The sequence below is a fragment of the Rhizobium sp. ERR 1071 genome (assembly GCF_007828675.1).
In the GTDB taxonomy this organism is placed as follows: Bacteria; Pseudomonadota; Alphaproteobacteria; order Rhizobiales; family Rhizobiaceae; genus Rhizobium; species Rhizobium dioscoreae.
Map to the genome: position 1 here is coordinate 55,604 of NZ_VITM01000016.1, position 13,381 is coordinate 68,984.

Below are 13,381 nucleotides of genomic sequence, written 5' to 3' on the forward strand. Positions count from 1 at the left end.
AGGAATGCACATTGTTGACAGACGCCTGAACCCAGGCGGAAAAAGTCTGGAAAATCGTCAACGGTTTTTGCGAAGAGCAAAAGCGCTGGTGCAGAGAGCGGTCTATGAATCCTCTCAAAATCGCGACATTCAGGATATTCTGAAGGGTGGCGAAATCAGCATTCCCCTGGATGGAACCGAGGAACCTCGGTTCCATCGCGGCCCGGAGGGCCTGAAGGAACATATTCTTCCCGGTAACAAGGACTTCATCGAAGGCGATATGCTTCCCCGCCCCGAGGGCGGTAGCGGCAAGTCGCGGGCCGGCGGCGATGGAACCGGCGAGGATGCCTTCCGCTTCATCTTGACGCGGGACGAATTCCTCGATCTCTTCCTCGACGATCTCGAATTGCCCGATCTAGCCAAGCGCCGCCTGATGTCGGCGGACCAGATCAATCCGGTGCGCTCGGGCTATTCGGTTACGGGATCACCTGCCAATCTTGCCATCAACCGCACGATGCGGCTTGCCATGATGCGCCGTGTCGCGCTGCATCGCCCGAAGCCGGAAACGGTCGAAAAGCTCATCGAGGAGGCCGAGGAGTGCACGGACGAGAAGCGCCGCGCACAGCTCGAAGACGAGATCAAAAGACTGGAATCGAAGGTCCGGCGCATTCCCTATATCGACCCGATCGATATCCGCTATCGCCGTTTCGAGAACGAGCCGAAGCCGGTGGCGCAAGCCGTCATGTTCTGCCTGATGGACGTCTCCGGCTCGATGACGGAGCACATGAAGGATCTCGCCAAGCGCTTCTATATGCTGCTCTACATTTTCCTGACCCGGCAGTATCGCCGCGTCGAGATCGTCTTCATCCGCCATACCGACGTAGCGGAAGAGGTGGACGAGGAGACCTTCTTCCGCAGCCCGGCAACCGGCGGCACCCAGGTTTCGAGCGCGCTCGAGGCCATGCGGCGAATCGTGCGGGACCGCTTCCCGGCATCCGACTGGAACATCTACGCCGCGCAAGCATCGGATGGCGATAACGCCTATTCCGACAATGCGACGACGGCAGCGCTGATGACGAGCGAGATCCTGCCCGTCTGCCAATATTTTGCCTATCTCGAAGTGGGGGAATCACGCAGCGTCGCGATCTCGTCCGGCTCGGCGATCTGGTCGCTCTACGAGCGGATGCAGGCGGGATGGCCGGTGCTTTCCATGCGGCGTGTCAGCGATCGCAGCCAGATCTATCCGGTCTTCCACGATCTCTTCCAGCGCCGGACGGCGGAAACAAGGAGCGGATAATGGCAAAAAAGGCATCGATGGAGCGGCTTTTCGAAGGCGCGGACTGGGATTTCGCCACCATCCAGCGAATTCACGATGCCTGCGAGAAGATCGCCATCGACGAGCTCGGGCTCGATGTTTACCCCAATCAGATCGAGATCATCACCGCCGAGCAGATGCTCGACGTCTATTCCTCGATCGGCATGCCGCTCTTTTACAAGCACTGGTCCTTCGGCAAGCATTTCGCCCATCACGAGGCCTTCTACCGCAAGGGCCTGCGCGGCCTTGCCTATGAGATCGTCATCAACAGCTCGCCCTGCATCTCCTATCTGATGGAGGAGAATAGCGCGACGATGCAGGCTCTCGTCATCGCCCATGCCGCCTTCGGCCATAATCATTTCTTCAAGAACAATTATCTCTTCAAGCTCTGGACCGATGCCGAAGGCATTCTCGATTATCTCAACTTCGCCAAGAGCTATGTGGCGCGCTGTGAGGAGCGCTATGGCCACGCCGCCGTCGAGCGCACGCTGGATGCCGCCCATGCGCTGATGTCGCATGGCGTGCATCGCTATGCCGGCAAGAAGACGCCGGACCTGCGCGACGAGGAGAAGCGCGAGCGCGAGCGGCGCGAGTATGACGAGAAGATCTTCAACGATCTCTGGCGCACGGTTCCGGCCGGGTCGGGCAAGAAGACACAGGACCTCGATCTGGAGCGGCGACGCTCGCTGGCGGGCCTGCCGCAGGAGAATATCCTCTATTTCCTGGAAAAGATGGCGCCGCGTCTGAAGCCCTGGCAGCGCGAGATCATCCGCATCGTGCGGCATGTCGCCCAATATTTCTATCCGCAGAGTCAGACCAAGGTGATGAACGAGGGCACGGCAACCTACGTGCACTATCGCATCATGACCCGGCTGCATGAGCTCGGCGGCATCGGCGACGGCGATTTTCTGGAATTCCTGAAATCGCATACCAATGTGGTTTTCCAACCGACCTTCAACGATCCCCGCTATTCCGGCCTCAACCCCTACGCGATCGGTTTTGCCATGATGCAGGATATCGAGCGCATCGTGACGAAGCCGGAGGAAGAGGATCGACAATGGTTTCCGGAAATCGCCGGCACCGGCGATGCAATGGCGGTGCTGCGCGATCTCTGGGCCAATTATCGCGACGAGAGTTTTGTCGCGCAGTTCTTGAGCCCGCATCTGATGCGCAAGATGCGCATGTTCCAGCTGACGGATGATCCGGAGGAGGAAGAGGGGCTGAGGGTTGCCGCCATTCATGATGAGCGTGGCTACCGGCGCATCCGCCGTGAATTGTCACGGCAATATGATGTCGGCTGGATCGATCCGCATATCGAGATCGTCGATGTCGATCTTGCCGGCGACAGGCGGCTGCTGGTCAAGCATACGGTGCTGAACGGCGCGATGCTCGACGATATGGATGCCAAGCGCGTATTGCAGCATCTGGCCGATCTGTGGAGCTACGACGTGCTGATGCAGGAAGTCGACCGCTCCGGCGCGGTACTTCGCGATCATCTCGTTCATCCGCGCGCCTCGGCGCTTGCGGCATAAGCCTTACGGCTGCTTTTTCGATTGCCGCTGATGGCCGCTCACTTGCGCGCCGTCTTCCGGCCGCAGCTTGAGAAAGCCGGGTATGCCGAGCAGCGGGATCACGGCCATCAGCAAAAATGCAATGTGGAATTTCTCCGGCGTCAGCGGCGATCCATCCAAAGTCACCAGACCCAGCAGCATGGCGGCGACGGAGACGCCGAAGCTGACGCTCAATTGCTGCAGCACACCGCCGAGACTGGTCGCGCGGCTGAGTTGAGCCGCCGGAGTATCGGAATAGGATAGCGTATTGGACGTCATGAACTGTCCGGCCCGCGCCAGCCCGAAGATGAAGACATAGACGATGATGAACCAGTGCGGCGTATCGGGTGTGATCAATGCGAAGCCGGCGACGACGGCGGCACCGAATACGGCGCTCCACGTCAACATGCGATCGAAGCCATAGAGCTTTAGCAGTTTTGCCGAGACCGGCCGCACGGCAAGGGCGCTCAGGGCGCTGACGAAGGTCAATGTACCCGAGACGATCGGACTCAAGCCGAAGCCGACCTGCAGCATCAGCGGCAGCAGAAAGGGCACGCCATTCAGCCCGACACGACAGATGCCGCCGGCAAGGGTGCCGATGCGGAAGGTGCGCAGCTTGAAGAGGGTGAGATCCACGGCCGGAGATTCCACTGTTCTGGCATAGCGGATGAAGCCGACCAGCAGCAGGCCGGCGGCGGCAAGCGCTAGGAGGATGGCCCAGACCGGAATTGCAGGTCGGCCGATATTCTCGATGCCATATTGCAGCAGCACACAGCCGAGACCGACCATGACGAAACCGGGAAAGTCGAATTTGATGGTCTCGTCGCGTTCGGTATCCTCGACATAGCGCAGCGCCATGGCCATGCCGATCAGGCCGAAGGGCAGGTTCACCCAGAAGATCCAGCGCCAGGACAGATAGGTTGTCAGGAAGCCGCCGAGCACCGGCCCGATGACGGGCCCGATGACGGCGGGCAGGGTCATGTAGGTCATGGCAGTCACGAGCTGGCTGCGGGGGAAACTGCGGATGAGGATGAGGCGCCCGACCGGCGTCATCATTGCGCCGCCAAAGCCCTGCAGTGCGCGCGTGGCGATAAGCATCGGCAGGCTGGTCGCCAGGCCGCAGAGGATCGAGCCGATGGTGAAGATGAAGAGGGAAAGCGTGAAGATGCGCCGGGCGCCGAAGCGATCGGCAAACCAGCCACTCACCGGAATGAACATGGCAAGCGTCAGAATATAGGTCGTGACCGCCAGATTCATGCGCAGCGGCGTCGTATCGAGGCTCTTGGCGATATCGGGAACGGCGGTGACGAGGATGGTCGAATCCAGCTGTTCCATCAGGAAGGCGACGGCGACCACCGCGGGGATGATGTAGCGCAGGCGGGGATTGCGTTCGACCGCAAAAGTCTGGCCCTGCGGATTGGGATCTATCGAATCCATGAAATGAAATGGCTTTCCAACGTCCGGCTGGGGACCGGCGCGTTTGACGATTTGCATGAATCCCTTCGGAAACCGCCTCGTGTGCTCTCGGGAAACATGGTGCTGGCGGCCGGTGATCCGCCGACCTTCGGAATCGTTGCCTATATGAGCACTACCGATGGCGCAGTGCAACAAAAACCGACGCGCATGAATATTTGACACCGTTTGTAAAATCGGGCGTCCATCCTGGATACGCCCTGCTGCACTGTGCCAACGGCAGTTGTGATCGGACGCTTCGCGGTATGGACCGCGGATTCATTTCTTGCAGTCCCACCTTCGCGACTCAAACATTGTCATCGACCCTCGGTGAAGGCGACGCTTGCAAATCAAAATCCAAACTTCGGACAGCCATGTACCAGAAAGCATAGCCTGCGATACCGCCGCTTATGGTGAGCATAATGACATCAAACCTATTGGAGCTGCTTTGAAAGCCCCATGAATGAGCTATCCAGTATCCAGCAATAGCTCCAGCTATCGGATAATAATAGGAGGGTCGCCCGAGCAATTCGCCGACGCCGATCGCCACTAGAGCGGCCTTCCACGCGATCAGGAGAGCCATCGGTACCACAGCGAAGCTAATGATGACCAATGCCAGCGGCACAGATATTCCCTCAGCGATTGAGTTAAAATTAGAGGCGAATGAAATCAAAGAATACGAAACGATAGCGAAATATTCAGCAACCAGCAGAGCGAAGATATTCATGAAAATCATCTTCTTGATGTTTGATTTGGTTGCTTTTGGCTCCATCTCTATCTCCGTTTCATCCCATGATGGCGAGTAGCCCGCTGAGCGCTTGCTTATTGGTTGTATTCGTAACATACACCATGAAAGAGCGGCAAATACGTGCATGCCCCGAGATCTAATTGGTCGAGGAGGGCGAGGGGAGGGTCCAGCGCGCCTTGTCGAAGACGATCGCGGTTCGGAGCTGTTCCGGCGACGTTCTGCGCAATTCCAGCTGCAGATTGAAATTGTTGTCGCTCTGGAATTCCTTGAAAAAGGCAAGCTTGGCGCCGAAGGCTTGCAGCGTCACATCCTGCAACTTGCCGACTGCCTCGAGTGCCGCCTGAAAGTCCAGCCAATGTGTCTCGTTCAGCAATAGGACGACAGTATCGACAAAGGTGCCGGCAACGGCCTTTCCGTCGTCATTGTCAGGCATGATGACCTTGATGCGGATGGTATCGATTTCGCCTGATGGCTTGCCCCTGGCGATGATGAAGAAGGAAGCTGCCTTGGGATCGCCATAGGCGCCCTTCTGGACGGCATAGCTGCACTCCGAAGTGCTGGTGCCCAGTTCGCTTTGCCGCCATTCGCCTACGGACAGGCCGAACTTCTGGAGATCGGCGCAAAGTGCCTGGCCCGATATCCGCCAGCTGCGCACGAAGGCACTCAGCAGCGCGTCGACAGGCTCATCCAGCAGATGGGATCTTTTCTTGACGGATGGCTTGGCGGTGACCGTCGCTGGCTTGACACGGACGCTTGTGGCCGCCGGGCCTGACGTCTTCGGCGCTGCCGCCGCAGGCGTAGCCGCATGGGCCGGCTGCTGTTCTTGCGCAGGCGCGGCGGGCGCTGCTGCATGTTGTTCCGGTTTCGGAAACAGATTGAGATGATAGCGGCTATCCAGCGCTCTTAGATTGCGCATATCGTTAGCAAGGAGCGCGGTTGCCAGGATGATCGAACCGATGACAACAGCTGCAATCCAAAAGACAGCCCTGCTTTTCTTGCGAGGTGGCGCCACCGACATGGTTCAGATCACAGCTACTCCCGAGGAAACTTACCTTGCTGCAATAACTGTATGTTGCGCAGCCATGTTCATGGCTACAGCATATGCGTTTATGAACGATTGATCATTCTAATGTTTCTTTGTCAATTCATGATGTTGCTTAAAGCAGATCGCGAACTTCGGCATGCGGTTCCCGCGTTCCCTGCGTCCGGCTTTTTGCATGTTCTTGGAGCAGTCCGCTCTAGGCGAAATACGCCTTAAGTGCCCTGACGGTAGCGGCATCCGTGCGGCGAGCCGATGGCGGAGAGAAGCCGAGGGCGATGAGACGCTCATCCGTCTCCGAGGTGGTTGCGGAGCAGGAGGCGTGGATCTCGCTGATCTGCAGGCGCGGCCATAGCTGGCCGACCGTTGCAAGCGTCACGCCGGAGCCGGGCATGATGGAGATGCGGCCGGCGGCTGCTGCAATCGCCTGTTCAAGCATGGCAACGCCTTCGGCCGCAGTCCTTGCGCCGCCGGAGGTCAGGATGCGTTCGAAGCCGAGGGAGATAGCGACATGGACGGCTTCCTCGACGTCGGGCACCAGATCGAAGGCGCGGTGCAGCGTCTTGCCGAGACCTTCCGCTTGGGCGGTGAGGATGGTGAGTGCGTCAAGATCCAGTCGGCCATCCGGCAGGGAAGCGCCGAGCACGACTCCCGGCAAGCCGGCAGCTCGTGCGGCATCGATGTCGCGCTTCATGACATCAAGTTCATCCGCCGAATAGACGAAGCTGCCGGCGCGCGGACGGATAATGGCGTATGCAGGGATAGATATCTTCGCTGCAGTGGCCATCAGCCCGGCACTCGGCGTCAGCCCGCCGAGAGGAAGCGCGCTGCAAAGCTCGATACGGTCGCCGCCGCCCTCGACAGCGGCCTTGAGACCGGGAATATCCTCGACACAGACCTCAAGCAGCATGGATGCGCTCTCCGGCATATTGCAGGCCCAGCAGGGCGGCGCCGATGAGGCCCGGTTCCAGCTTGCACTCGCTCGGCACGACGAGCGGCCGGCCGAACTTACGCAGGGTCCGGGCGCGCACCGCCTCGTCCAAACGAGCCAGGAGCGGTTCGACGTTGGAAAGGCCACCGCCGACCGGCACGATGGTCGCGCCAGTTATGTTGACGGTGAGGGCAAGCGGCGAGGCGACCAGATCCACCATGACGTCAATCGTGCGTTCGGCACGGTCTTCGCCCCTGAGCCACTGGCCGATGATCTCCTCGCTGGAAAGTTCCAAGCCGTGAAGCGTCTTGTGCAGGCGTTCGATGCCGCGTGCGCCGCCGACGGTGTCGACGCAGCCCTTCTGGCCACAGCCGCAGGCATAGGCGGGAATAGCGACTGGTGGATTGCCGGCGGAGGAGGCGATGATGGGGCCATGGCCCCATTCCCCGGCAAAGCCGCCGGCAGCATTGACCAGCCGGCCATCCGCGACAAGGCCGCCGCCGACGCCGGTGCCGAGAATGGCGCCGAAGACGATGCGATGGCCACGGCCCGCTCCGGACATGGCCTCCGCCATGGCGAAGCAATCGGCATCATTGGCGATCAGCACGGGATAGCCGAGTTCCGCCTCCAGATCGGCGGCAAGATGCCGGCCGTGAATGCAGAGAATATTGGCGCAGGTGAGTGTCTGCGTATCGGGATCGACGACGCCGGCGATGGAGAAGGAGAGGCAATCCGGCCTCTCGCCGGCTTCGGCAATCACCTCACGCAAGGCATTGACGAATTCGGCGAAATCGTGCCTGGGCGTCGGGCGCCGCGCCAGCGGTACGATGTCCGTCATGGAGCGGGCAATGCCGCCTTTGATGGCGCTGCCGCCAATGTCGAAGGAAACGATCATGGATACCGACCCGCTGGAAACATGGCGCACTTGCTCGCACCCTTTGCCGGTCTTTGCAAGATCAATCCTCTATGAGGCCAATCCCTGACAGTTACAGCGTCATCAGCCGGACGGCAGGGTGATCCTGGCTTCAAAGCCATCGGTCCTGCCGGTCGCCGGCGACAGTAGATCGAGATGGCCGCCGATCTGGCCGACGATGCGCTCGACGATCGAAAGTCCAAGGCCGGAGCCTGCCGCTTTCGTCTTGCCGCGCCAGAAGCGCTTCTTCAGGCCGGCGAGATCATGTGCGGAAAGCACGGCGCCGCCGTTGATGACGCGGACGGTGCGGTCGTCGATCCGGACGGTCACTTCGTCGTCCGCCGGCCCGTGGATCAAGGCGTTTTCGATTAGGTTGCGCATGACGATCGCAAATGCGTCAATATCGACGTTGCGCATCAGTTTCTCCGCCGTTTCGTTCTCCAGAAGGACACGGCCTGCCGTTCCCGTATCGCGGTCGTAATCGCCTATGACGGTTTCGATGATGGCCACGAGATCGGCGGGTTTGTCACCCGTGCCGATCCCGGCCTGGGCGCGGGAAAGCTGCAGCAGCTTTTCCGCGAGCCGGCCGAGATTGGAAAGCGACGTCTCGATGCGGCCGGCGCGTTCCGTCAATTGCCCCTGCGGCAGTTCGGCGATCAGCCTCTGGGTCTGCGCAAGAGCGCCTGCAATCGGGGTGCGCAGCTCATGGGCGCTATTGGCGGTGAATTCGCGCTCGGCTTCCAGGGCCAGGCGCAGGCGCTCCAGCAGCAGATTGACGGAGCGGGCGATCGGCTGCAGCTCGAGCGGCAGCGTCTCGCTCACGAGCGGCGCCATGTTGCCACCGTCTTTGGTGGCGATCTCCGAGCGCAAGCGGTCGATCGGCCGCAGCGATCGGCCGACGATGACGCCGATGGCGATGATGCTGGCGGGAATGAGGGCCAGTAGCGGCCAGAGCAGCGCAACGCCGCTTTCGCGCGATGCCTCGCGGCGATTCTTGAAGGCGTCGGCGACGTGCAGGAAGATCGTGCCGTCGGCCGAGGATTCGGTATAGATCCGGTATCGCGACGTATTGTGGAAGCCGATCTTCAGCGGCACGTCATAGGCGGTTGGAGGGGCATCGTGGGAGTGCAGGATAACCTTGCCGTTCCCATCGAGTACCTGATAGGTCAGATATTCGCGGTTCAGCCCCTTATTGAGCTCTTCCAGGCTCTGAGGATCGCCAGAATGGTCGCGGTTGGCGAGATCGTCGAGCACCAGCGGCAGAAGACGCTCGGCGGTTTCCTGCAATGCGCCATCGAATGTTTCCGAGAGTTCCTTGTTGACGACATAGACACCGATGCCGACCGCAATCAGCCAGAAGACGACGACAGTGCCGGTCAGCGCAGTGATCAGGCGCCGGGTGATGCTGGCGCGGCTGGGCTCCTTGTGTTCGGTCATCGCTCACCCAGGCAATAGCCGACGCCGCGGGCCGTCCTTATGCGGTCCTTGCCGATCTTCTTGCGCAGGCGGCTGACATAGACCTCCACCGTGTTGCTCTCGATTTCGGAGCCGAAGGCGTAGAGCGCCTCTTCTATCTTGTCCTTGGAGACGATCGCGCCCGGCCGCGTGATCAGCAGGTCGAGCACGGCCCATTCTCGTCCCGTCAGGATCACGTCCTTGCCCGCCAGCTTGACGCGGCGCTGCGGCTGGTCGATTTCGAGGTCGTCAAACCGGAGGGTCGGCTGCGGACTGCCGGCATAACGCCGGGCGACCGCCAGGATACGGGCCGTCAATTCGCCAAGGTTGAACGGCTTGACGAGATAATCATCGGCGCCGCTGTTCAGGCCTTCGATACGGTCGGAGATCTGATCGCGAGCTGTCAGGATGATGACGGGCGTTTCGTCAGGCTTGCGGCGCAGCCGCTTCAAGAAATCGATGCCGCTGCCATCGGGAAGCTGCAGATCCAACAGGATGAGGCCGTATTGCACCGCACTGGTGACCTCCTCCGCATCGGTCAGGTTCTTGACCCAATCCACGGCATGAGGGCCTGCCGCGATATGGTCGCGAACCGCGCCGCCGATCGTGTCGTCGTCCTCCACCACAAGAATGCGCACATGCACCTCTCAACCGTTGAACGTACCTCAGTTAATGCCGACGAACCTATCGGGTCAATAACGGCTGAAATAAGCCGCGGCGGGATGCACAGTTCATGGCCAGAGCGGTTCAGTTTTTCACGGAATCTCTGAGCCGCTCTATCCCTTTGCTTTCACGCAATCCCGAACGGAAAACCGCTGCGCACTTTTCCTGGAATTGCTCCAGGCTACCGGCCGAAAACGTTCCCGGCGCCTATGGACAGACAGGAACGCGATGGTTACTTGTTTGCGCGGAGAACAAAGCGGCCGCGAAGTGACCGCCACAGGCTATCGGAGGATCGTTCATGCTGAAGGGAATTTCGCCGCTGTTGAATGCGGACGTGCTCTATGCGCTGAAATCGATGGGGCATGGCGACATGCTCGTCGTCGTCGACACGAATTTCCCGGCGGAGGCCATTGCGAGCCAGACGGTCCTGGGCGAGCTGCTGCGCATCGACAATGTGCCCGCTGCCGATGCCGTCGCGGCGATATTGTCGTTGATGCCGCTCGATACCTTCATTGATGACGCCGCGACGCGCATGGAAGTTGTCGATGCGCCGGAGGAGGTGCCGCAGGTCCAGCGGGAGGTTCAGGCGGTGATCGACAAGGCCGAGGGCAAGCATTGGCCGTTGATGCCGGTCGAGCGTTACGCCTTCTACGAGCGTGCCAAGGATGCCTTTTGCGTCATTCAGACCGGAGAGCGCCGCTTCTACGGCTGTTTCACCTTGACCAAGGGCGTCATCCCGCCGGAGACTGCATGATCCGGCACGGATAGTCTGGATCATCCCGAGCAAGGGCGCTGTTTCGGTAAAGGAAGGCGATGGCGAAGAAGCTGGATTCCCAGGGGCGGCTTGACGATGCGGCGCGGGCCGGATGGCTCTACTACGTCGCCGGCCGCACGCAGGATGAAATCGCCGTTGCGATGGGAATATCCCGACAGTCGGCGCAGCGTCTGGTGTCGCTGGCCGTTGCCGAACGGCTGATCAAGGTCCGGCTGGATCACCCGATCGCCGCCTGTCTGGAATATGCGGCGGAGCTCAAGAAGAAGTTCGGTCTGCGCCATGTCGATATCGTGCCGAGCGATCCCGACAGCACATCTTCGACCATTGGCATCGCCGAGGCCGGTGCTGCCGAAATCGAGCGCTGGCTGCGGCGAGCCGACCCCATCGTGCTGGCGATCGGCACGGGCCGCACGTTGAAGGCTGCAGTCGACCAGCTGCCGGCGATCGAATGTCTGCAGCATCGGGTGGTGTCGCTGACGGGCAATATCGGTCCCGACGGTTCCGCTGCCTATTACAACGTCATCTTCAGCATGGCCGACGTCGTCAAGGCGCGGCACTTTCCGATGCCGCTGCCGGTGCTGGTGTCGTCGGCCGAGGAGCGGGAGCTCCTGCATGCGCAGGCACTGGTGCGCTCGACGCTCGATATTAGCGCTCAGGCCGACGTGACTTTCGTCGGTATCGGGGAGATGGGCGTGGAAGCGCCGCTCTGTCTCGACGGCTTTCTCGAGAGGGACGAGATGCTGGCGTTGATGGATCGGGGCGCTGCCGGCGAGATCTGCGGCTGGGTTTTCGATGGCAATGGCAACCTCATGCCCGATGATGTCAATGAGCGCGTCGCCAGTGCGCCCTTGCCGTCGCGCGATACCTGCAGCGTCATCGGAATCGCCAAGGGTCGGCGCAAATTCCAGGCGATCAAGGCGGCCGTTGTCGGTCAGCAGATCAATGGTTTGATTACCGACGAGGCAGTTGCCGAATTTTTGCTCAAGGTTTGAGCAAAAAATTTAACTCATAAAAACAAAAGGATAGGTTACTTGCTCGGCAATGCAGCAACGAATCTGCATTGACATTTTGTCGCAAGAAGTGAGTAATTGCCCACGAGCAAAGCGAATGCTCATTTTTAATCTTCTGGGAGGAAGATATGAAATTGAAAACTTTACTGCTGGGCGCCTGCTCGGCTCTGATGTTTGCCGGCCTGGCGTCTGCCGAAACCCTCACGATTGCAACCGTCAACAACGGCGACATGGTCCGTATGCAGAAGCTTACGGACGATTTCAAAGCCAAGAACCCCGGTATCGACCTGCAGTGGGTCACGCTTGAAGAAAACGTATTGCGCCAGAAGGTTACGACCGACATCGCTACCAAGGCCGGCCAGTACGACGTGCTGACCATCGGCACCTATGAAGTGCCGATCTGGAGCAAGCTCGGCTGGCTTGCCTCGCTCGACAAGCTTTCCGCCGACAAGAACTATGATGTGGATGACCTTCTCCCGGCCATTCGCAGCGGTCTGACGACCGACGGCAAGCTCTACGCAGCGCCGTTCTACGGCGAAAGCTCGATGGTGATGTACCGCAAGGACCTGTTCGACAAGGCTGGTCTCAAGATGCCGGACGCTCCGACATGGGACTTCATCGCCGATGCGGCCCGCAAGATCACCGACAAGGACCATGAAGTCTATGGCATCTGCCTTCGCGGCAAGGCGGGCTGGGGCGAAAACATGGCGTTCCTGACGGCGATGTCGAATTCGTTCGGCGCCCGCTGGTTCGATGAAAAGTGGAAGGCACAGTTCGACCAGCCGGAATGGAAGGACACGCTCGACTTCTACGTCAAGCTGATGAAGGATGCCGGCCCTCCGGGTGCATCGTCCAACGGTTTCAACGAGAACCTGGCCCTGTTCCAGTCCGGCAAGTGCGGCATGTGGATCGACGCCACCGTTGCTGCTTCCTTCGTTTCCGATCCGAAGGAATCGAAGGTTGCCGACAAGGTCGGCTTCGCTCTGGCTCCGGATAAGGGCCTCGGCAAGCGCGGCAACTGGCTCTGGGCATGGAACCTCGCCATCCCGGCTTCCTCGAAGAAGACCGAAGCGGCGGAAAAGTTCATTTCCTGGGCTACCAGCAAGGACTACACCAACCTGGTCGCACAGAAGGAAGGCTGGCTGAACGCACCTCCCGGCACCCGCACCTCGCTCTATGCGAATGCGGATTACCAGAAGGCAGCGCCTTTCGCCAAGATGACGCTCGACTCGATCAATTCGGCTGATCCGACGCATCCGACTGTCAAGCCGGTTCCCTATGTCGGCGTGCAGTTCGTCGCCATCCCTGAATTCCAGGGCATCGGCACGGCTGTCGGCCAGCAGTTCTCGGCTGCTCTCGCCGGCCAGATTTCGGTCGATCAGGCTCTGAAGGCTGCCCAGCAGCTGACGGAACGCGAAATGAAGAAGGCCGGCTATCCGAAGTAAGGGCCTTCGAAGCTAAGGAAAGCAGCGCCCCCTCTCGAGCGTTGCTTTCCCCTAGGCCGCCGAGCGCCGAACTGCCCTTGGCGGCCCTTTTGTTTCAGCCGGTCCG

The 13,381-nt window shown here is 60.2% G+C and carries 13 protein-coding genes; 6 read left to right on the forward strand and 7 right to left on the reverse strand.

Translation table 11 applies throughout. The annotated features are described in order from the left end of the window. Positions 1-4 precede the first annotated feature (4 nt). Together FBZ99_RS30420 and FBZ99_RS30425 are read left to right on the forward strand one after the other, a co-directional pair. Positions 5-1,276 (forward strand): YeaH/YhbH family protein, encoded by a 1,272-nt coding sequence (locus tag FBZ99_RS30420; protein ID WP_069615950.1) that lies wholly within the window; start codon positions 5-7, stop codon positions 1,274-1,276. Next, complete coding sequence (locus FBZ99_RS30425) at positions 1,276-2,826, forward strand: SpoVR family protein (RefSeq protein ID WP_113354486.1); 1,551 nt, start codon at positions 1,276-1,278, stop codon at positions 2,824-2,826. Before FBZ99_RS30420 ends, FBZ99_RS30425 begins: the two co-directional genes overlap by 1 nt. Before the next feature lie 3 nt (positions 2,827-2,829). Here FBZ99_RS30425 and FBZ99_RS30430 read toward each other — a convergent pair whose 3' ends face one another. Further along, on the reverse strand, positions 2,830-4,281 hold the full coding sequence (locus tag FBZ99_RS30430; protein ID WP_113354487.1) for a DHA2 family efflux MFS transporter permease subunit: 1,452 nt from the start codon (positions 4,279-4,281) through the stop codon (positions 2,830-2,832). A gap of 3 nt (positions 4,282-4,284) precedes the next feature. Between FBZ99_RS30430 and FBZ99_RS30435 the strand changes: the two genes are divergently transcribed. Beyond that, the gene (locus FBZ99_RS30435; RefSeq protein ID WP_113354488.1) at positions 4,285-4,479 is read left to right on the forward strand and encodes a hypothetical protein; all 195 of its coding nucleotides are present in this window, start codon (positions 4,285-4,287) and stop codon (positions 4,477-4,479) included. Positions 4,480-4,603: 124 nt separating this feature from the next. Here FBZ99_RS30435 and FBZ99_RS30440 read toward each other — a convergent pair whose 3' ends face one another. The 6 genes from FBZ99_RS30440 to FBZ99_RS30465 all read right to left on the reverse strand — a co-directional run bounded on the left by FBZ99_RS30440 (position 4,604) and on the right by FBZ99_RS30465 (position 10,020). Then, on the reverse strand, positions 4,604-5,068 hold the full coding sequence (locus FBZ99_RS30440; protein ID WP_145636616.1) for a hypothetical protein: 465 nt from the start codon (positions 5,066-5,068) through the stop codon (positions 4,604-4,606). A 112-nt stretch (positions 5,069-5,180) separates the two neighbouring features. After that, complete coding sequence (locus FBZ99_RS30445; RefSeq protein WP_113354490.1) at positions 5,181-6,062, reverse strand: DUF6030 family protein; 882 nt, start codon at positions 6,060-6,062, stop codon at positions 5,181-5,183. Positions 6,063-6,282: 220 nt separating this feature from the next. Next, positions 6,283-6,993, reverse strand: a complete 711-nt coding sequence (locus FBZ99_RS30450; protein WP_145636618.1) for a copper homeostasis protein CutC — start codon at positions 6,991-6,993, stop codon at positions 6,283-6,285. Beyond that, positions 6,983-7,909, reverse strand: coding sequence for an ROK family protein (locus FBZ99_RS30455; protein ID WP_113354492.1), 927 nt, complete (start codon positions 7,907-7,909; stop codon positions 6,983-6,985). The genes FBZ99_RS30450 and FBZ99_RS30455 overlap by 11 nt, the downstream gene beginning before the upstream one ends. A gap of 102 nt (positions 7,910-8,011) precedes the next feature. Next, the gene (locus FBZ99_RS30460) at positions 8,012-9,364 is read right to left on the reverse strand and encodes an ATP-binding protein (protein ID WP_113354493.1); all 1,353 of its coding nucleotides are present in this window, start codon (positions 9,362-9,364) and stop codon (positions 8,012-8,014) included. Continuing rightward, positions 9,361-10,020 carry a response regulator gene (locus FBZ99_RS30465; protein ID WP_069615956.1) on the reverse strand — a complete coding sequence of 220 codons (660 nt, stop codon included), beginning with the start codon at positions 10,018-10,020 and terminating at the stop codon, positions 9,361-9,363. The genes FBZ99_RS30460 and FBZ99_RS30465 overlap by 4 nt, the downstream gene beginning before the upstream one ends. Positions 10,021-10,343: 323 nt before the next feature. Here FBZ99_RS30465 and FBZ99_RS30470 point away from each other — a divergent pair, with 323 nt between their 5' ends. The 3 genes from FBZ99_RS30470 (at position 10,344) to FBZ99_RS30480 (ending at position 13,275) form a co-directional block, all read left to right on the forward strand. Further along, on the forward strand, positions 10,344-10,799 hold the full coding sequence (locus FBZ99_RS30470) for an RbsD/FucU family protein (RefSeq protein ID WP_113332444.1): 456 nt from the start codon (positions 10,344-10,346) through the stop codon (positions 10,797-10,799). Positions 10,800-10,858: 59 nt separating this feature from the next. Continuing rightward, positions 10,859-11,812 (forward strand): sugar-binding transcriptional regulator, encoded by a 954-nt coding sequence (locus FBZ99_RS30475; protein WP_113332443.1) that lies wholly within the window; start codon positions 10,859-10,861, stop codon positions 11,810-11,812. A 146-nt stretch (positions 11,813-11,958) separates the two neighbouring features. Then, positions 11,959-13,275, forward strand: a complete 1,317-nt coding sequence (locus FBZ99_RS30480) for an ABC transporter substrate-binding protein (protein WP_069615959.1) — start codon at positions 11,959-11,961, stop codon at positions 13,273-13,275. Positions 13,276-13,381 lie beyond the last annotated feature (106 nt).